This window comes from Streptomyces odontotermitis (assembly GCF_050510915.1).
In the GTDB taxonomy this organism is placed as follows: Bacteria; Actinomycetota; Actinomycetes; order Streptomycetales; family Streptomycetaceae; genus Streptomyces.
On the sequence record NZ_JBNJLS010000005.1, the window covers coordinates 388073 to 406338 of the forward strand.

Sequence of the window (18266 nt, forward strand, 5' to 3'; positions counted from 1 at the left end):
GGGCTTCGCCCCTTGCCCCCATCGGCGCTTCGCGCCTCGTCCTCAAACGCCGGACGGGCTGAAATTCCCCCGGCCGTAGCCGCGTCCCGCGACATATTAATGGTGAGCATTACCATGGGCCCATGCCCCGTACATCCGGTCCCGCCACCCGCGAGAAGCTGATCCAGGCAGGCGAAGAGGTCTTCGCCGCTCAGGGGGTTCACGGAGCCCAGCTCCGGGACGTCGTGCGGCTCGCGGGGCAGAGCAATCCGTCCGCCGTCCAGTACCACTTCGGCTCCCGCCAGGGGCTGCTCGACGCCGTGATGGCGGGGCGCCAGGAGCGGACGGAGCAGGTGCTCGCCGACGCGCTCGGGGACGCCGACGAGAGCGATCTGCACGCGCTGCTCGGCGCCCTCGTCGCCGCCGAGGCCACCGAGCTCCGCACCCTCCGCGGCCGCCGCTGCCTCCTCGTCTCCGCGCAGCTCAGCCACGAGAGCGGCGTCCGGGCCAGGACCCCGCACCCCACCCTCGAAGGCACCGTCTACTGGCGGCTCATCGAGTGCGTCGAGGAGTGCCTCACCCGGCTCGGGCTGCCCGAGGCCGTGCGGCTCGAACGGATCGACCTCGCGCTCACCCTCGTCGGCGCCGCCCTGAGCGACCGGGCCCGCCAGTACCTGGACGGCGCCGCGCCCCTCACCGGCGAGGAGCTCTTTCTCGCCGATCTCGTCCAGACCACCGCGGCCCTGCTCGGGGCCCCGGAACCCACCATCAGGAGCGAGCAGTGAACACGCATGACCTGACCGGCAAGACCGTCATCGTCACCGGTGCCGCCCGCGGGCTCGGCGCCGAGGCCGCGCGGCAGGCCGTCGAGGCCGGAGCGAACGTCGTCCTCACCGATGTCCTCGAGGAGGAGGGGAAGGCCACCGCGGCCGCGCTCGGTGAGCGGGCGCGGTTCGTGCGGCACGACGTGACCTCCGAGGAGGAGTGGCAGCGCGTCGCCGCGTTCGCCATCGCCGAGTTCGGCGCGGTCCACGGGCTCGTGAACAACGCCGGGATATCCACCGGCCAGTTCCTCGAGTCGGAGTCCGTCGAGCACTTCCGCAAGGTCCTCGACATCAACCTCACCGGGGTCTTCGCCGGGATGAAGAGCGTCATTCCGGCCATGAAGGAGGCCGGGGGCGGCTCCATCGTCAACATCTCGTCCGCCGCCGGGCTGATGGGGCTCGGGCTCACCGCCGGGTACGGGGCCTCCAAGTGGGGCGTGCGCGGACTCACCAAGATCGGGGCGGTGGAGCTGGGCACGGCCAGGATCCGCGTCAACTCGGTCCACCCGGGCATGACGTACACCCCGATGACCGCCCAGGTCGGCATCGAGCAGGGCGAGGGCAAGTACCCCAACACCCCGATGGGCCGGGTCGGCGAGCCGGAGGAGATCGCGGGCGCCGTGGTCTTCCTGCTCTCGGACGCCGCCTCGTACGTGACCGGCGCCGAGCTCGCCGTCGACGGCGGCTGGACCGCCGGGCCCACCGTCAAGTACGTCATGGGGCAGTGAGGTCGGGCCGTGATGTCGGGCCGTGATGTTGGATGGGTGGCATGACTGACGAAGCCGCCGCCACCCCGCCCACGGGGCCCGAGGATCCCGCACGCGAAGTCATCACCGTCGTCGACGAGGACGACAACGTCGTCGACGAGGTCCCGCGCGGCGAGGCGTACGCACGGGGCCTGCGCCACCGCTGTGTCTTCGTCCAGGCCCGGGACGCCGAGGGGCGTGTCTTCGTGCACCGCCGCACGGCCACCAAGCTGGTCTTCCCCTCGATGTACGACATGTTCGTGGGGGGCGTGGTCGGGGCGGGCGAGTCCTATGACCGTGCGGCGCTGCGGGAGGCCGAGGAGGAGCTGGGGGTGCGCGGACTGCCGCTCCCCACGCCGCTGTTCAAGTTCCTCTACGACGACGGCGCCGGGAAGACCTGGTTCTCGTATCTGTACGAGGTGCGCTGCGAGCTGCCGGTGCGGCCGCAGGTCGAGGAGGTCGCCTGGCACGCGTTCCTGACGGACGAGGAGCTGGAGCGGCGGCTCGGCGAGTGGGAGTGGGTGCCGGACGGGCTCGACGCGTACCGGCGGCTGCGGGCGTTCCGGTCGGCCTGATGGCCTGACGGGCGGATTCCGTAGGGTGCGGGCGTGAGCAACTTTGCAGACAACCTCCGGCTGTGGTTCGCGCCCGCGCGGATCCGCGACGAGGGCGCCACCCCCGACTACCGCTTCTCGCTCGCCAACGAACGCACCTTCCTCGCCTGGCTGCGCACCGCCATGGCGCTGATCGGCGGGGGTTTCGCGGTCGATCAGTTCCTGCCCGACCTGCGCTGGGGGTGGCGCGTCGGGCTCGCCCTCGCGCTGCTCGCGGCGGGCGTGCTGTGCTCCCTGCGCGCCGTCAACCACTGGGTGCGCTGCGAGCGGGCCATGCGGCGCGGCGAGGACCTGCCCGCCTCGCGCTTCCCGGCCCTGCTCGGCCTGACCGTCGCCGTCGTCGCGGTGGCCATGGTCGTGGTGGTGCTCTTCGGGTGGGAGGGGTGAGCGGGGCGGACCCCGTGACCCAGGACCGGGACCCGGGGCTCCAGCCCGAGCGGACCCGGCTCGCGTGGCGGCGCACGACCCTGTCGGGCACCGTCGCGGCCGTGCTCGCCGTGAAGACCCTGCTGAGCGGCGGGGTGTCCGTCGTCGGCGCCCTCGGCTGCGCCCTCTGTCTGCTGCTGTGGCTCGGCTTCCTCACGGTGGCGCACCGCAGGATGCTCGCCCTCGCCGCCGCCCGCCCCGCCCCGCTCGCGCCCCGGGCAGCGACGGCGGCCGCGCTGTGCGCCGTCGCCCTCGCCCTCTGCGCGGTGGCCCTGGTCGTCTGACGGCCACAGCCGCCACGGGCACACGGGCACACGGGCACACGGGCACACGGGCACACGGGCACACGGGCACACGGGCACACGGGCACAGTGAACTCACGGGCACAGTGAACTCACGGCGGCCGCGGACGGCTTCAGTCCGTCGGCGCCGCCGCCGTCGCCTCGTCGTCCCGCTCCGCCTCCCAGTCCACCGTGACCACGATCTTGCCGCGGGTGCGGCCCTCCGCGTTCAGCCGGTGGGCCTCGGCCGCACGCTCCAGCGGGAACGTGTCGGAGACGTGCACCGTGACCACGTCCGCCTCCGCGAGCTCCGAGAGGCGGCGCAGGTCGGCCGCGTCGGGGCGGACGAAGCAGTAGCGGCCGCCGAGCCCGATCACGGAGCCGTCGGCGATGGACGCCAGCCGGCCGCCGGGCGCGAGGAGTTCGGCGGACGCCTTGAGGGTGTCGCCGCCCACGGTGTCGAAGGCCGCGTCCACCCCCTCGGGCACCAGCTCGCGCACCCGCCCGACAAGCCCGTCCCCGTACGCGACCGGTTCGGCGCCCAGCTCCCGCAGGTAGTCGTGGTTGCGCTCGCTCGCCGTGCCGATGACGCGGGCGCCCTTGTGCCGGGCCAGCTGGACCGCGAGGGAGCCGACGCCGCCCGCCGCCGCGTGCACCAGCACCACGTCGCCCTCGGTGACCCGCAGCGCGTCCTCGATCACCTGGTACGCGGTGAGCCCGGCCAGCGGCAGCCCCGCGGCCTCCTCGAAGCTGAGGTTGCGCGGCTTGCGGGCGAGGGTGCGCACGGGTGCCGCGACGTACTCGGCGAAGGTGCCGCGGCAGAGGAAGTCCTCGCGCACGTATCCGATCACCTCGTCGCCGACGGCGAACTCCGTGACGGCGGCGCCCGGTTGGACGACGACGCCCGCGACGTCCCAGCCGGGGATCACGGGGAAGACGGGGTCCAGGATGCCGTCGAGGTGACCCTCGCGGCACTTCCAGTCGACGGGGTTGACGGCCGCGGCCCTGACCTTCACCAGGACGCTGTCCGGTCCGACCTTGGGGTCGCGCACCTCGCCGTACTCGAGGACGTCGGGTCCGCCGTACTGGCGGTAGCTGATCGCCTTCATGGGCTGGCCTTCTTTGAGGAGTCTCGGAGTAGGTGGTGCAAATATCAACAAGGGTTGCATAAGGGAGATAAGGGGGCATTCAGGGCTAGCCTGGGAGGGTCAATCCACCCCCTCCCGCACGTCCGGAAGTGAGCACGTCATGACCGCACGGCACCACGAACACCCCGTCCACGAGCACATCCACGGCCCCGCCTGCGGACACCCGGAGGTCCCGCACGGCGACCACGTCGACTACGCCCACGACGGCCACATGCACCGGCTGCACACCGACCACTGGGACGAGTGCGAGCCGAGCGGCCACGTCCGGCACGACGCGCACGACCACACGCACGGCGAAGGCTGCGGACACGCGGCCGTGGCCCACGGCGATCACGTGGACTACGCCCACGACGGGCACCGGCACGCCGCGCACGACGGACACTGGGACGACCACTGAGCCACCGCTGGGCCCAGCCCCGGCCGTGCGGGCCGGGGGCGCGATACTGATCACGTTTCCGGCCCGCTCTGGACGGCATACCGACTGGTCGGCATCATGAGGGTCCGTACGCCGTGACGACCTCGCCTCTGTCGTGACGGCACCGCCTCTTCCGATCAGGAGCGAAGATGAGTGCAGGCAAGGCGCCCGGGCTCGACCTCGACCAGTTGCGCGCCGCGATCGACCGCGCACGGCCAGGTCTGGTGGCCGGCCCGCTCACCGCCCGGCTCATCGAGGGCGGCCGGTCGAACCTCACGTACGCCCTGACCGACGGCACCGGCCGCTGGGTGCTGCGGCGGCCCCCGCTCGGCCACGTCCTGGCCACCGCGCACGACATGAAGCGCGAGCACCGGGTGATCAGCGCGCTGCACCCGACGGACGTGCCGGTGCCGAAGCCGGTGCTGCTGTGCGAGGCCGCCGAGGACAACGGGGCGCTCGGGGCGCCCTTCTACGTCATGGAGTTCGTGGACGGCACCCCGTACCGCACCGCCGAGGAGCTCGCGCCGCTCGGCCCGGAGCGGACCCGGGGCGCGGTGCTCGGCCTCGTCGACACCCTCGTCGACCTGCACGCCGTCGCCCCGGAGGCCGTCGGGCTCGGGGACTTCGGCCGGCCCGAGGGCTTCCTCGACCGGCAGCTGCGCCGCTGGGGCAAGCAGCTCGCCGCCTCCCGGGGCCGGGAGCTGCCCGGCATCGAGGAGCTGCACGCGGCGCTCGGGCGCAGCCTGCCCGACTCGCCCGCGGCCACCGTCGTGCACGGCGACTACCGCCTGGACAACGTCCTGATCGGCCCGGATCCGGCGACGGGCGCCGACCGGATCAGGGCGGTCCTCGACTGGGAGATGTCCACGCTCGGCGACCCGCTCACCGATCTGGGCCTCCTGGTGATGTACAGCGCGAAGCTGGATCTGCCCGGCTCCCCCATCTCCACGACGGCTTCGGCCCCCGGGCACCCGGATCCGGCCGAGCTGATCGAGCGGTACGCGGCGCGGTCGGGGCGCGATGTGTCCGCCGTCTCCTGGTACACGGCGTTCGCCTGGTTCAAGCTCGCCGTGATCCTGGAGGGCATCCACTACCGCTACACGCTCGGGCAGACGGTCGGCGCGGGCTTCGACCGGATCGGGGAGCTGGTCCCGGTCTTCATCGAACACGGACTGACGACCCTTCAGGAAGGCTGAGCCACCATGGACTTCGCGTACGACGCGCGCACCGAGGAGCTGCGGGCCACGCTCCGGTCCTTCATGGACGAGTACGTGTACCCGGCCGAGGCCGTCGCACACGAGCAGCGCGCACGGCTCGCCTCGCCGTGGGACACGCCGCCCGTGGTCGAGGAGTTGAAGGCGCGGGCGCGCGGGCTCGGCCTGTGGAACCTCTTCCTTCCGGACGCCGAGCACGGCGCCGGACTCACCAACCTCCAGTACGCCCCGCTCGCCGAACTCACCGGCCGCAGCCCGCAGTTGGCGCCGACCGCCCTCAACTGCGCGGCGCCCGACACCGGCAACATGGAGGTGCTGGCGCAGTTCGGCACCGCGGAGCAGAAGAAGCGGTGGCTGGAGCCGCTGCTCGCCGGGGAGATCCGCTCGGCCTTCGCGATGACCGAGCCGGACGTGGCCTCCTCCGATGCCACGAACATCACCACGCACATCGAGCGGGCCCCCGACAATCCCGCCGAGTACGTCATCACCGGGCGGAAGTGGTACATCTCCGGTGCGATGAACCCGGACTGCAAGATCTTCATCGTCATGGGCAAGACCGCCCCGGACTCCCCCGACCCGCGCCGCCAGCAGTCCATGGTGCTCGTACCGCGCGACACCCCGGGGCTCGAAGTCCGGCGCGCCATGCAGGTGTTCGGGTACGAGGACCACTACCACGGCGGGCACGCGGAGGTCGTGTTCGACCGGGTGCGGGTGCCGGTGGAGAACCTGATCGGCGAGGAGAACGGCGGCTTCGCCATCGCGCAGGCCCGGCTCGGCCCCGGCCGCATCCACCACTGCATGCGCCTTATCGGCATGGCGGAGCGCGCCATCGAGCTGATGTGCCGACGGGCCGTGTCCCGCGCCGCGTTCGGCAAGCCGCTGGCCGCGCAGGGCGTGGTGCGGGAGTGGATCGCGGACGCGCGGGTCGCGGTGGAGCAGCTGCGCCTCCTCGTCCTGAAGACGGCCTGGCTGATGGACACGGTCGGCAACCGGGGCGCGCACACGGAGATCCAGGCCATCAAGATCGCGACGCCGCGCACGGTCTGCGACATCCTCGACAAGGCGGTCCAGCTGCACGGCGCGGGCGGGGTGAGCCAGGACTTCCCGCTGGCCGAGCTCTGGGCGGCGGCGCGGACGCTGCGCCTCGCGGACGGTCCGGACGAGGTGCACCAGCGGTCGCTGGCGCGGCGGGAGCTGAAGCAGTACCTCTGACGGGACGGATGGGACTTTGGGCCCGGCGCCCCGGCGACTCAAGTCCGGGGAGTCGGGCCCTTCGCCGTGCGGGGGCGGCCGGGCGGCCTGCGTAACGTTGGCAGGTCGTCGAGTGAAAGATCCCCCCTCTGCCATGTCCAGCGCACTGCTTGAAGCACCCGTCCCCGCCGCCGAAGCCGTGGCCCCCGCTCCGGTCACCCCGGTCACCCCGGCCGCACCGGCGCCGAAGCTCGCCAACCCCGGCCCGCTCGGGCTCGCCGCCTTCGCGCTGACCACCTTCGTGCTCAGCATGTTCAACTCCGGCCTGGTCACGAACGCCGCGCTGAGCGCCGTCGTGCTGCCCCTCGCCCTGTTCTACGGCGGTCTCGCGCAGTTCGTCGCGGGCCTCTTCGAGTTCCGCCGCGGCAACACCTTCGCCACGACCGCGTTCATCTCCTACGGGGCGTTCTGGATGGCCTTCGCGGGCTATGTGAAGTTCGTCGTGCCGGGGCTGCCCGCGGCCGACGCGCACCTGGCGACCGGGCTCTTCCTGATCGCCTGGTTCGTCTTCACCCTGTACATGACCGTGGCCGCGATGAAGCTCGACCTCGCGCACAAGGTCGTCTTCGTCTCGCTGTCGCTGACGTTCCTGTTCCTGGCCCTCGGCGACCTGGCGCAGTCCACCGCGCTCGGCCACATCGGCGGCTGGCTCGGCCTGCTCTGCGCGGCCGCCGCCTGGTACACCTCGTTCGCCGTCGTCACCAACGAGACGTGGGGCCGCAAGGCGCTCCCGCTCGGCTGACCGCACCGACGGCGCCGACCGGGCCCGCCGTCACGGGCGCAGCGCCCGCAGCAGCAGGTCGGCCAGGTGGTCGGCGAGCTGCTGCGGGGTGAGCGGCCCGTCCGGGCGGTACCAGGTCGACAGGTGGTGGATCGAGCCGAAGTGGTAGTCCACCACCAGGTCGGCGGGGGTCGCGGTGGAGAAGACCCCCGCCTCCTGGCCCTCCTCGACCAGGGCGCGGAAGCGCTCGTGGTAGCGGCGGCGTTCGGCGCGGACCTGCTTGTTCTTCTCCGGGCTCAGCTGGTGCATGGAGCGGAAGAAGATGGACGCGTCGTCGAGGTTCTCGATGGTGGTCACGACGACGTCGGCGGCGGCGTCGCGCAGCCGCTGCTCGACCGGGGCGTCCGAGTCGGCGTATGCGTCGAGCCGCTCCTGCTGGAGCCGGAGCAGCCGCGCGTACACCTCGTGCAGCAGGTCGTCCTTGGAGCCGAAGTAGTGGTACAGCGCCCCCTTGGTGACGCCGGCCGCCTCCACGATCTCCTGCACCGAGGTGCGGTCGTACCCCTGGTCGGCGAAGAGCCGGGTGGCGGCGGCCAGGAGCCGCTGCGGGACCGGGGTGCCCTCGCCGCCGGAGCCCTCCGCCGGTGCGGACGTCGGTGTGGACACGGCCGCCACCTGCCTTTCTGTCACTCTGTGCACACGTGATCCGGTTGCTCACGTGGTCTTGTGCGCATGGGAACGGAGTTCCCGCCGGAGGATCTTCCCACTCGTCGTCTTCGGCAGCTCCGGAAGGATCTCGACGACCCGCGGATATTTGTACGCCGCGAGCCGCTCCTTGCAGTACGCGGCCAGCTCGTCCGCGGTCGCCGCGGCGCCGGGCCGCAGACTCACGTACGCCTTGACGCTCTCGCCCCGGTACGCGTCGGGGACGCCGACGACGGCGGCCTCGCGCACGGCGGGGTGGGTGTAGAGGACGTCCTCGACCTCGCGCGGCCAGACCTTGAAGCCGGACGCGTTGATCATGTCCTTCTTGCGGTCGACGACGTAGAGCCAGCCCGCCGTGTCCATGAACCCGATGTCCCCGGTGCGCAGTTCACCCTCGGGGAACGCCTCGGCGGTGGCGTCGGGGCGCCGCCAGTAGCCGGGCACGACCTGCGGACCGCGCACCACGATCTCGCCCTGTTCCCCGAAGGGCACCTCGCGCCCGAGGTCGTCCAGGATGCGCACGACGGTCTCGGGGCCCGGCACGCCGACCGCGAGGGTCCCGGAGACCGGGTCGACCGGTGCCTGAAGGCCCGGTGGCACCGAGGCGCAGGGGGCGGTGCACTCGGTGAGGCCGTAGCCGTTGTGGAGGTAGGGGCCGAAGGCGGCGCGGAACCGCTCCACCAGGGCGGGCGGCAGCGGGGCGCCGCCCGAGGAGATCATCACGAAGGAGCCGAAGTGGTCGCGGGTCGCGGCGGGGTGCGCGGCCAGGGCCATGAAGGCGGTGGAGGGGCCCACGGTGTAGGCGGGCCGGTGCTCGGCGAAGGCGTCGAGGACCACCCCGGCCTCGAAGCGGTAGGCGAGCGCGAGGGTGCCCGCGTTGGCGATGCAGCCGGCGACCTGCGCGACCATCCCGGTGATGTGGAACAGCGGCGCCATCGCGAAGTAGCAGGCGCCCTCGGGTATGCCGGAGCCGGTGCGCTGGCGCTCCGCGTTGTAGGCGATGTTGCCGTGGGTGTTCATGGCGCCCTTGGGGGTGCCGCTGGTGCCGGAGGTGTAGCTGATCAACGCGACGTCGTCCGGCCCCAGTTCACGGCCGGCCGGAGGCTTGTGGCCCGCGCGGGCGACGGCCACCAGGTCGTCGGCGTCGGCCGCCTGCGGCAGGCGTGCGAAGTCGAGGACCCGCCGGTCGTCGCGGCTCTGCAGGTCGAGCTGGCAGGCCGTCAGGACGACGCGTACGGGACTGGTGGCGGCCGCCTCGCGCAGATAGGACTCCCAGGCCCGGTCCGCGCAGATCAGCGCGGCCACCTCGGCGTCGGCCAGGACGTGTCCGACCTCTCCCGCCTTGTACATCGGGTTCACGGGCACCACGGTCGCGCCCGCCTTCCAGGCGCCGAGCAGCGCGATGACGAAGTGCGGGGTGTTCTGCAGGAGGATCGCGACCCGGTCGCCGCGGGCCACGCCCCGGGCGGCCAGGTGACCTGCGACCGAGTCGGACAGGGCGTCGGTCTCGCGGTAGCTGAGCCGCCCGTCGAAGTAGGCGAGCGCGGTCCGCTCGGGCGCCGTGGCGACGGCGCCCGCGAAGGCGTGGACCAGGGAGGGGGCGGGGGTGACGGGGGCGCGCTGGGCGTCGTTGAGGCGGTCGAGCCAGGGCTTGGCCGCGTACAGGGAGGCGGCGGGGGGCGGGGGCAGGGTCTCGTCGGTCACCGCTCGGCCGCCTCCCACTTCTGCTGGATGTGGTTCATGTTGGTCAGCCAGTCGTCCGGCTTCGCGGCCCGGGCCCGGTAGTACGCGGCGACCTCGGGGTGCGGCAGGATCAGGAAGCGGTCCTCGGCCATGCCCGCGAAGAGCGCGTCGGCGACGGCGGCCGGCTCGATCGCGGTGGGTGCGAGGACCAGCTCGCCCGCGGACCCGGCGGCCGTGAGCATGTCCGTGCGCACCCCCTGCGGGCAGATCGCGTGGACCTTGAGCCCGCGGTGCCGGTAGGTGAGCGAGAGCCACTCGGCGAAGGCGTACGCGCCGTGCTTGGTCACGCTGTAGGGGGCCGCGCCCACCATGGACAGCAGCCCGGCCGCCGAGACCGTCGACACGAAGCGGCCCTCGCCGCGCTCCAGCCAGGCGGGGAGCAGCGCGTGCGCCGCCCGGACGTGCGCCATCACGTTCACGTCCCACGCGGCGGCCCACACGTCCGCGTCGGCCGCTTCCGTGCCGCCCGAGGCGAGGCCCGCGTTGGCGCAGTACACGTCGACCCGCCCGTCGAGGGCGGCCACCGCGTCGGCCACGACCGCGGACGCGTCGCCCGGCAGCGCGGTCCCGCCGATCTCCCCGGCGACCGCCTCGGCCCGCCCGGCGTCCAGGTCGTTCACCACGACCCGCGCCCCGGCGGCGGCGAAGCGGCGGGCCAGGGCGGCCCCGATCCCGCCTCCGGCGCCCGTGACGACAACTCCCTTGCCCTGGAAGCTGTCCCGGAAGCTGTCCTGGACGCTCTCCGTGCTCTCCACGTTCGGTCTCCTTCGGCCTGCGGCTCGGTGACTCGACGGCAGACTAACCAGTCGGTATGCCGGTACGAAAGAGGGTCGCGTACTACCGTGCGTGACCCGGCCACCTACCGCGTTCCCGGAGGTCACCCCATGATCCTGTCCCGACGCGGCCTGCTCGCCGCCACCACGGCCTCGGCGCTGGCCCCCGCTCCCGGGGGCAAGCGTCCCCTGCGCACCGGATTCGAGCGGCTCGCCGCCGACGGCTACGCACCGCTGCACGGCGCCCGCGTCGGCGTCGTCACCAACCCGACGGGCGTCACCCGGGACCTGCGCCACATCGTCGACGTGCTGCACGCCGACGAACGGGTGCGCCTGGTCGCGGTGTTCGGGCCCGAGCACGGCTTCCGGGGCACCGCGCAGGCGGGCGGCTCCGAGGGGAAGTACGACGACCCGGCGACCGGCCTTCCCGTCTACGACACGTACCAGAAGAGCGGCAAGGAGCTCGCGGAGATCTTCACGGCGTCCGGGGCCGACACCGTCGTCTTCGACATCCAGGACGTCGGCGCCCGCTTCTACACGTACATCTGGACGCTGTACGACTGCATGGAGGCCGCCGCGCTCGCGGGCAAGCGCTTCGTGGTGCTCGACCGGCCCAACCCGGTGACCGGGCGCGCGGCCCAAGGCCCCGTCCTGCACGAGGAGTTCGCGTCGTTCGTGGGGCGCAAACCCATCGCGCAGGCGCACGGGATGACGGTCACGGAGCTGGCCCGGCTCTTCAACGGCGAGTTCCTGAAGCGGCCGGTGGAGCTGGAGACGGTGCGCATGTCCGGGTGGCGGCGGACAGACTTCCACGACGCCTCGGGGCTGCCCTGGGTGCCGCCGAGCCCGAACATGCCGGCCCCGGACACCGCGCTCGCCTACTCCGGCACCTGCCTCTTCGAGGGCACCAACCTCTCGGAGGGACGCGGCACGACCCGGCCCTTCGAGCTCCTGGGAGCGGAGGGCATCGACCGGAAGTGGGCGGCCGCCCTGGAGCGCCTCGCCCTGCCCGGCGTGCACTTCAGGGAGGCGTACTTCGCGCCGACGTTCTCCAAGTTCCAGGGGAAGACCATCGGCGGCGTGCAGCTCCATGTGCACGACCGGGCCGCGTACGACCCGGTGCGCACCGGCGTCGCCCTGCTCGTCACGGCCAAGCGGGTCTGGAGCGGCTTCGCCTGGCGGCCGGACCACTGGATCGACAGGCTCACGGGCTCGGCGCGGTTGCGCACGATGATCGACGCGGGCGCGGACACCGACGCGGTGGTGGGCGCGTGGGCGGACGAGCTCGCAGCGTTCCGCGCGGTGCGGCGGCGGTATCTGAGCTACACCTGACCGGTAGGTCCGCAAGGGGGCAGGCCCTACCGGGGATCGGGGAGCCTGCTGGTTGGCGCGGGGGCCGTCCGGACCGAGAAGCTCATCTCGCGGATTCCATCGGCGAGTTGAGGAGAGTCAGACATGGTACGGACGGCTCGGCGGGGCCTCCCGCTGCTTCTGGTCGCGGCGGCGGGCGCGGGCGTGCTCGTCGCCCCGCACCCGGCCCGGGCCCAGGCCGCGCCGCGCGGCACGGACCCGGTGCCCGCCGTCGAGCGCGCGGCCCACCCCCTGCGCGCCACCGGACCCGGCGGCTTTGACCGGGACCTGCGGCCGCTCGGCCGGATGGTGGGCGACGCCTCGGTGGTGGGCCTCGGGGAGGCCACCCACGGCTCGCACGAGTTCTTCACGATGAAGGACCGGGTGTTCCGCTACCTGGTGGAGGAGAAGGGCTTCACCACCTTCGCGCAGGAGGTGAGCTGGACGACGGGGCTGCGCTTCGACGCGTACGTGCGGGGCGGCAAGGGGGACGTGCGCGCGCTGGTCCACCACGAGCTGGCGAAGACGCCCTGGGACACCGAGGAGTACGTGGAGCTGCTCACCTGGATGCGCGCGTACAACGACCGGCACCCCGGCCGGCAGGTGCGGTTCGTGGGCGACGACCTCAACTACCCCGAGCAGGGCGTGGAGTTGTTCGACGGGATCACCGACTATGTGCGTGCCCACGAGCCGGACCTGCTCCCGCGGATCAGCAGCCTGTACGCGCCGCTGCGGCGGCTCACGGACGGCGACACCTACATGGGCCTGCCGCTCGCCGAGCGCAAGAAGCTCGCCGGGCGGGCGCAGGCGGCGTACGACCTCCTGAAGGAGCGCAGGCCGAAGGGCCGGCAATCGCCCGCGCAGGAGCGGCAGTTCGACTTCGTGCTCCAGCACGCCCGGTCCGTCCTCCAGACCGGCGACATGTACGCCTTCCCCCTCGACACCGACGCGGGCCGGCGGGACGCCATGCTCTACCGGGACCGCGCGATGGCCCGGAACACCGCGTGGTGGCAGCGGCACAGCGGGACCAAGGTGCTGCTGTCGGCGCACAACGCCCATGTGGCGTACGAGAGTTACGATCCGCGCTACCCGAGGATGCAGGGCGCCTTCCTGCGGGACGCGCTCGGCACGCGGTACGTCAGCATGGGGTTCACCTTCGACCGGGGCTCGTTCATGGCGCAGCCCACCGGCAGCGAGACGTGGCGGCGCTTCACGGTCGGGGCGGCCACGCGCGGCATGAACGAGTACACGCTCGACAAGGTCCGCCACGACGACTACTTCGTGGACACCCGCACCCTCCCCAACTCCGCCCGCGCCTGGCTCGGCAAGGCCCGTACGACGCGCAGCATCGGCTCGGGCTGGCCGGACGGCCCGTACAAGATCGGGCTCGCACCCTCGCACGACGTCCTGATCCATCTGCACCGGGTCACTGCGGCCCACCGCCAGTCTCAATGACCGAGACTGGCCGTATCAAGTATTGACTGGCATGTACATCCACCGTGAGAGTTCCGCACGTGCGAACGGATGCGACACCAGCGAAGACAGCCGAAGAGACCGAAGCGGCCGCAGGGGCCGGGGAGTCGGCGAGCCCGGAGAGCCCGGAGAGCCTGCGCCGCGTCGCGGTGGCCTCGTTCATCGGGACGGCCATCGAGTTCTACGACTTCTACATCTACGGAACCGCGGCCGCGCTCGTCCTCAACGACGCCTTCTTCCCGACGCTCGGCTCGGCCAACGCCACGCTTGCGTCCTTCTCGACGTACGCGGTGGCGTTCGCGGCCCGGCCCCTCGGCTCGGTGGTCTTCGGGCACTTCGGGGACCGGGTGGGCCGCAAGTCGGTCCTGGTGGCGTCGCTGCTGATGATGGGCCTGTCCACGGCGTTCGTCGGCCTCCTCCCGGGCTACGGGACATGGGGCATCTGGGCGCCGCTGCTGCTGATCCTGCTCCGCTTCGTGCAGGGCATCGGGCTCGGCGGCGAGTGGGGCGGGGCGGCGCTGCTCGCGGTGGAGCACGCGCCGAGCAGGAAGCGCGGCCTGTACGCGGCCTTCCCCCAACTCGGGCCTTCCGTCGGGTTCTTCGCGGCGACCGGGGTGTTCTGGCTGCTGTCGGAGAGCCTGTCCGACGAGGCGTTCAGGTCGTGGGGCTGGCGCGTTCCCTTCCTGCTCTCGTTCGTCCTTGTCGCGGTCGGGCTCTTCGTGCGGCTGAAGATCAGTGAGACGCCGGTCTTCACGAAGGTGAGGGACGCGCAGGAGGCCAGCAAGGTCCCGACGCTCGACGTCGTCCGCCGCTTCCCGCGTGAACTCCTGCTCGGCGCGGGCGGGATGATCGTCGCGTACGGCCTGTTCTACACCGCCACCACGTACTGCCTGGCGTACGCGACGGGGCCGCTCGGCGTCTCCCGGGACACCATGCTCGGCGTCTCCCTCGTGGCCTGCCTCTTCCTCGCGGCGGGGACCTGGCTGGCGGCGACCCGTTCGGACGGCGTGGGGCGGCGCCGTCTCATCGTCGCGGGCGCGGCGCTCGCGGTGGTGTGGGGCCTTGTCCTCTTCCCGCTGCTCGACACGGAACAGCCCGTCCTGATGGCCCTCGCGGTGGGCGGGGCACTGTTCTGCATGGGTGTGGTGTACGGGCCGATGGGCGCGTATCTGCCGGAGTTGTTCGCCGCGCGGGTGCGCTACTCGGGCGCCTCGCTCGCCTACAACCTGGGCGGGGTGCTCGGCGGCGCGGTGGCGCCGCTGGTGGCGACCCGGCTGCAGTCGGCGTTCGGCTCGTCGTCGGTGGGCTGGTACGTGAGCGGGATGGCGGTCGTCGCGCTGCTGTGCGTGCTCGCGCTGCCGGAGACGCGGGAGCGGGAGCTGACGTAGCGGGGCGGTGCCTCAGAGTGGCGCCTCGGAGTGGTGCCTCAACTCCGCAGCCACCAGCGCTCGTTCTCCTTCTTCAGCGCGTCCCACAGCAGGTTCAGGGGGTGTCCGGGGTCGCAGGAGTCGCGGTCCCCGCGGCGGGCGAACACCCCGACGAGGACCTCCGTGCGCGGCCCGACGTCCCCGACGATGTCGAGCCGCCGAAGGCCCCCCGCCTCCGGGAGGCTGCCGCTCTCGGCGGCCTCCCCGATGCCCTGGGTCACCAGCATCGCCCCGCTCACCACCCCCGAGCGCAGCAGCTCGAAGCCGTAGTGGGCGGCCTCTATCTCGGCGGCGATGGTGAGGTCCTGGCGGAAGTCGGGGCCGTACCAGGACGTCAGGAAGTTGCCGATGAGGCCGCCCGCCGACACCACCAGGGGCATGCCCTTCAGCTCGCTCGCGCCGACCGCGGGCCCCGGCAGCTCCTCCTCGGGGAGGTTCGTGAGGAGGGCGAGCCCGCTGCGGCGCCACTCGATGACGTCGAACGGCGCGAGCTCCGCCTCCTCCTCGCCCTCCACCACGACGATCGAGCCGCAGACCAGGTCGAGTTCCTTGGCGCGCAGGCGGGCGAAGAGGTCGCCGGTGCGGACGTGGGTGACCTTCAGGTCGACGCCCCGGCGTTCGTAGGCGTCGCTGACGCGCTCCACCGCGTCGAGCAGGAAGCCGAGGGTGTAGCGGGTGGAGCCGACCGAGAGGGTGCGGCCCAGTCTGCGGCGGGCGTCGTGGATGCCGTCGTTCCAGTTCTCCAGGGTGCGCCTGGCCAGCTCGACGAGGGCCTCGCCGGTGGGGGTGAACAGGACGTCCTTGCCGCGCCCCCGCTTGAGGACGAGGGCCTCGCCGCAGAGCGCGCCGAACGTGCGGTTCATCGTGTCCAGTTGCTTCTGCACGCTGGACTGCTCACGGCCGAGCAGCCGGGCGGCGGCCAGGGCGGTGCCCGTCTCGTGCACCGCCAGCAGGGTGCGCAGCTGATCCATCGTGGTGTCCAGCAGCTCCGTGGGGTACTGCTGCGGACCTGTTAAGGCCATGCGGGGCGACTCGCTCTCCGACTCCTTTGTCTTTTACGGCAATGCAGCATAGCCGCCGTCGCGCGGGCGGCAGACTTGCGGAAGGCGGAGAGAAAGTGATCCCGGGAACACCCCAAATTATCTGGGGATTTCTTCCAGAAAATGCTGGATGCGTTCGAGGTACCCGTGGAATGGTCGAGCCAATCCCGATCACCCCAACTTCTCTGCAAGGAGAGTCACGCTCGTGAGCCACTACCAGGCCGCTCCTCCCGCGCCCGCCGACGCCCGCCCCAGGGGCCGCGCGGCCCGGCGGCCCGGCACCCTCACCGCCCTCGTCGCGACCTCGGTGCTCTCGGCGGTGTCCGCCACGATCGGCGCCGTCATGGTCTTCGCCGGCGGCAACGGCATGGCCGAGGACAACATCAAGGACGTCATCCAGGACCACCCGGACGTCGTCGGGCTGCCCTCGGGGACGTCCGCCGCGGACCTCAAAGCCCTCACCGGGCCGATGTGGGACGAACTGGTCAGCGACCGCGCCGGCACGCTCTCGGCCCGCGCCGGTTTCGCCATATTCACCGCTGTTTGCCTGCTGATATTCGGGCTGCTCGCCCGGAAAGCGGCGGCGACCTGGTCGCGCGTCCTCATCACCATTTTCGCGGTGGTGGCGCTGATCCCGCATTTGCTCATTCTGGACGACTACGAGCCCGATTCGGTGATGTGGTGCAGCCGCGTGGCCATGTTCGCGGCGCTCGCCGCCATCGTGCTGAGCTGGCTGCCGCCGGTGAACCGGTACGCGAAGCAGCAGAAGCTCCGCTGAACGGCGGGGTCGGTGCCCCAGGGGGGTGGGCACCGGCCCCGGCGCGTAGCACCATGCGGTCGTGGACCCCTACTGGGAACTGACCTTCGACGCCGACGGGGACGCCGACACCGCGCAGCGCGACCGGCTCCTGAGCGGCGTCTCCCATGAGCGCGTGACCGATCTGCTGGTCCTCGCGCACGGCTGGAACAACGACCAGAAGCTCGCCCGCTCGTTGTACCGGCGCTTCTTCGAGCCCTGTCAGGGACTTGCGGGCAGCGGTGTCCGCCTCGGGTACGTGGGCGTGCTGTGGCCCGCGGTCCGCTTCCCCGACGAGCCGATCCCGGACTTCCCCGACTCGGCCACCGCCGCCCCCGCCGCCCCGCCCCGCGACGACCGCGGCCCCGTCCTCGACGAGCCGACGCGCGCCCTGCTCGACCGCACCTTCCCTGGCCGCTCGGCCGAACTGCGGCGCATCGGCGAGCTGTTGGCGGAGCGCTCCGAGGTGCGGTCCCGCTTCGACGAGTACGGGCGTCTGGTGCGCGACCTGATCGCCGTGCACGAGGCGAGCACCGCCGCGCACTTCGCGGACGACACCGACCCGGGCGACCCCGCGATGCTCACCGACGACGTCGTCGAGGTCTGCGAGATGCTCACCGCCTCACTCATCGACGCCGGCGTGCCGAACTTCCTCGGCGGGGTCCGCAAGCGGCTGTGGCACGGGGCGCGGGAGCTGCTGCGGCAGGCGAGCTACTACGGGATGAAGCGACGGGCGGGCGCCGTCGGCGAGTTGGGGCTCGGCCCGGCGATCGGACTGCTCGCACGCGAGTCGACGGCCCTGCGGGTCCATCTGATCGGGCACAGCTTCGGCGGCCGCCTGGTGTCGTACGCGCTGCGCGGGATGCCCGCCGACTGCCGCTGCGTGAAGTCGGTGACGCTGCTCGAAGGGGCCTTCTCCCACTACGCGTTCACGGCACGGCTGCCGCACGCCCCCTCCCGGCACGGCGCGCTGCACGGCATGCAGGGCCGCATCGACGGGCCGCTGGTCTCCTGCCACTCGCGCCACGACGACGCCCTCGGCAAGTTCTATCCCCTCGCCTCGAAGCTCGCCGGCGACTCCAGCAGCTTCCTCGGCCTGTGGGAGCGCTGGGGCGCCATCGGCTACGACGGGGTCCGCGCGGTCGACGGGGCGCGCCGGATCACGCTGGGCGATCCGGTGCCGGGCGAGGGGTGCGTGAGCGTGGACGTCTCGTCGGCGGTACGGCGCGGAGGCCCGCCCGCCGGCGCGCACAGCGACGTCTGCCATGCGGAGCTGGCGCGCGTCGTGTTCGCCGGGGGGCGGATACCTCTCGCGTGACTCACCTTCGTCCAGGGGCGAT

Annotated in this window: 19 protein-coding genes; 14 read left to right on the forward strand and 5 right to left on the reverse strand. The window is 72.3% G+C overall.

Features of this window, described 5'->3' with window-relative positions:
- The first annotated feature begins 122 nt into the window (after positions 1 to 122).
- Genes ACQB60_RS17750 through ACQB60_RS17770 form a run of 5 tightly spaced genes read left to right on the forward strand, consistent with a single transcriptional unit; the run spans position 123 to position 2873 of the window.
- A complete protein-coding gene (locus tag ACQB60_RS17750) occupies positions 123 to 764 on the forward strand; it encodes a TetR/AcrR family transcriptional regulator (RefSeq protein ID WP_496926945.1) in 642 nt (213 codons plus the stop codon).
- Positions 761 to 1531: an SDR family oxidoreductase gene (locus ACQB60_RS17755; RefSeq protein WP_496926946.1), complete on the forward strand. Its 771-nt coding sequence runs from the start codon at positions 761 to 763 to the stop codon at positions 1529 to 1531. The genes ACQB60_RS17750 and ACQB60_RS17755 overlap by 4 nt, the downstream gene beginning before the upstream one ends.
- Before the next feature lie 41 nt (positions 1532 to 1572).
- Positions 1573 to 2124: an NUDIX hydrolase gene (locus ACQB60_RS17760; RefSeq protein ID WP_496926947.1), complete on the forward strand. Its 552-nt coding sequence runs from the start codon at positions 1573 to 1575 to the stop codon at positions 2122 to 2124.
- 33 nt (positions 2125 to 2157) lie between these two features.
- A complete protein-coding gene (locus ACQB60_RS17765) occupies positions 2158 to 2550 on the forward strand; it encodes a YidH family protein (RefSeq protein WP_496926948.1) in 393 nt (130 codons plus the stop codon).
- Positions 2551 to 2564: 14 nt separating this feature from the next.
- Complete coding sequence (locus ACQB60_RS17770) at positions 2565 to 2873, forward strand: DUF202 domain-containing protein (protein ID WP_496926949.1); 309 nt, start codon at positions 2565 to 2567, stop codon at positions 2871 to 2873.
- 131 nt (positions 2874 to 3004) lie between these two features.
- On the opposite strand, the gene ACQB60_RS17775 is transcribed toward ACQB60_RS17770, so the two are convergent.
- Positions 3005 to 3979, reverse strand: coding sequence for an NADP-dependent oxidoreductase (locus ACQB60_RS17775; RefSeq protein WP_496926950.1), 975 nt, complete (start codon positions 3977 to 3979; stop codon positions 3005 to 3007).
- Between the two features lie 139 nt (positions 3980 to 4118).
- On the opposite strand from ACQB60_RS17775, the gene ACQB60_RS17780 reads away from it, so the two are divergent.
- From ACQB60_RS17780 to ACQB60_RS17795, 4 genes are all read left to right on the forward strand, one after another.
- The gene (locus ACQB60_RS17780; protein ID WP_496926951.1) at positions 4119 to 4415 is read left to right on the forward strand and encodes a hypothetical protein; all 297 of its coding nucleotides are present in this window, start codon (positions 4119 to 4121) and stop codon (positions 4413 to 4415) included.
- Between the two features lie 167 nt (positions 4416 to 4582).
- Positions 4583 to 5629 carry a phosphotransferase family protein gene (locus ACQB60_RS17785; protein WP_496926952.1) on the forward strand — a complete coding sequence of 349 codons (1047 nt, stop codon included), beginning with the start codon at positions 4583 to 4585 and terminating at the stop codon, positions 5627 to 5629.
- Positions 5630 to 5635: 6 nt separating this feature from the next.
- Positions 5636 to 6859: an acyl-CoA dehydrogenase family protein gene (locus tag ACQB60_RS17790; RefSeq protein WP_496926953.1), complete on the forward strand. Its 1224-nt coding sequence runs from the start codon at positions 5636 to 5638 to the stop codon at positions 6857 to 6859.
- 133 nt (positions 6860 to 6992) lie between these two features.
- A complete protein-coding gene (locus ACQB60_RS17795) occupies positions 6993 to 7640 on the forward strand; it encodes an acetate uptake transporter (protein WP_496926954.1) in 648 nt (215 codons plus the stop codon).
- 30 nt (positions 7641 to 7670) lie between these two features.
- On the opposite strand, the gene ACQB60_RS17800 is transcribed toward ACQB60_RS17795, so the two are convergent.
- Genes ACQB60_RS17800 through ACQB60_RS17810 form a run of 3 tightly spaced genes read right to left on the reverse strand, consistent with a single transcriptional unit; the run spans position 7671 to position 10822 of the window.
- Complete coding sequence (locus ACQB60_RS17800; protein WP_496926955.1) at positions 7671 to 8285, reverse strand: TetR/AcrR family transcriptional regulator; 615 nt, start codon at positions 8283 to 8285, stop codon at positions 7671 to 7673.
- Between the two features lie 48 nt (positions 8286 to 8333).
- Positions 8334 to 10028, reverse strand: coding sequence for a class I adenylate-forming enzyme family protein (locus ACQB60_RS17805; protein ID WP_496926956.1), 1695 nt, complete (start codon positions 10026 to 10028; stop codon positions 8334 to 8336).
- Positions 10025 to 10822, reverse strand: coding sequence for an SDR family oxidoreductase (locus ACQB60_RS17810; protein ID WP_496926957.1), 798 nt, complete (start codon positions 10820 to 10822; stop codon positions 10025 to 10027). Before ACQB60_RS17810 ends, ACQB60_RS17805 begins: the two co-directional genes overlap by 4 nt.
- Before the next feature lie 129 nt (positions 10823 to 10951).
- On the opposite strand from ACQB60_RS17810, the gene ACQB60_RS17815 reads away from it, so the two are divergent.
- From ACQB60_RS17815 to ACQB60_RS17825, 3 genes are all read left to right on the forward strand, one after another.
- On the forward strand, positions 10952 to 12172 hold the full coding sequence (locus tag ACQB60_RS17815; protein WP_496926958.1) for an exo-beta-N-acetylmuramidase NamZ family protein: 1221 nt from the start codon (positions 10952 to 10954) through the stop codon (positions 12170 to 12172).
- Positions 12173 to 12295: 123 nt separating this feature from the next.
- Entirely contained in the window at positions 12296 to 13645 is a 1350-nt protein-coding gene (locus ACQB60_RS17820) for an erythromycin esterase family protein (protein WP_496926959.1), read from the forward strand.
- 59 nt (positions 13646 to 13704) lie between these two features.
- A complete protein-coding gene (locus tag ACQB60_RS17825) occupies positions 13705 to 15051 on the forward strand; it encodes an MFS transporter (RefSeq protein ID WP_496926960.1) in 1347 nt (448 codons plus the stop codon).
- Positions 15052 to 15089: 38 nt separating this feature from the next.
- Here ACQB60_RS17825 and ACQB60_RS17830 read toward each other — a convergent pair whose 3' ends face one another.
- Entirely contained in the window at positions 15090 to 16112 is a 1023-nt protein-coding gene (locus tag ACQB60_RS17830; RefSeq protein WP_496926961.1) for a LysR family transcriptional regulator, read from the reverse strand.
- A gap of 223 nt (positions 16113 to 16335) precedes the next feature.
- Between ACQB60_RS17830 and ACQB60_RS17835 the strand changes: the two genes are divergently transcribed.
- Both ACQB60_RS17835 and ACQB60_RS17840 read left to right on the forward strand, forming a co-directional pair.
- Entirely contained in the window at positions 16336 to 16908 is a 573-nt protein-coding gene (locus ACQB60_RS17835) for a hypothetical protein (protein ID WP_496926962.1), read from the forward strand.
- A gap of 61 nt (positions 16909 to 16969) precedes the next feature.
- Complete coding sequence (locus ACQB60_RS17840; RefSeq protein WP_496926963.1) at positions 16970 to 18244, forward strand: serine-threonine protein kinase; 1275 nt, start codon at positions 16970 to 16972, stop codon at positions 18242 to 18244.
- Positions 18245 to 18266 lie beyond the last annotated feature (22 nt).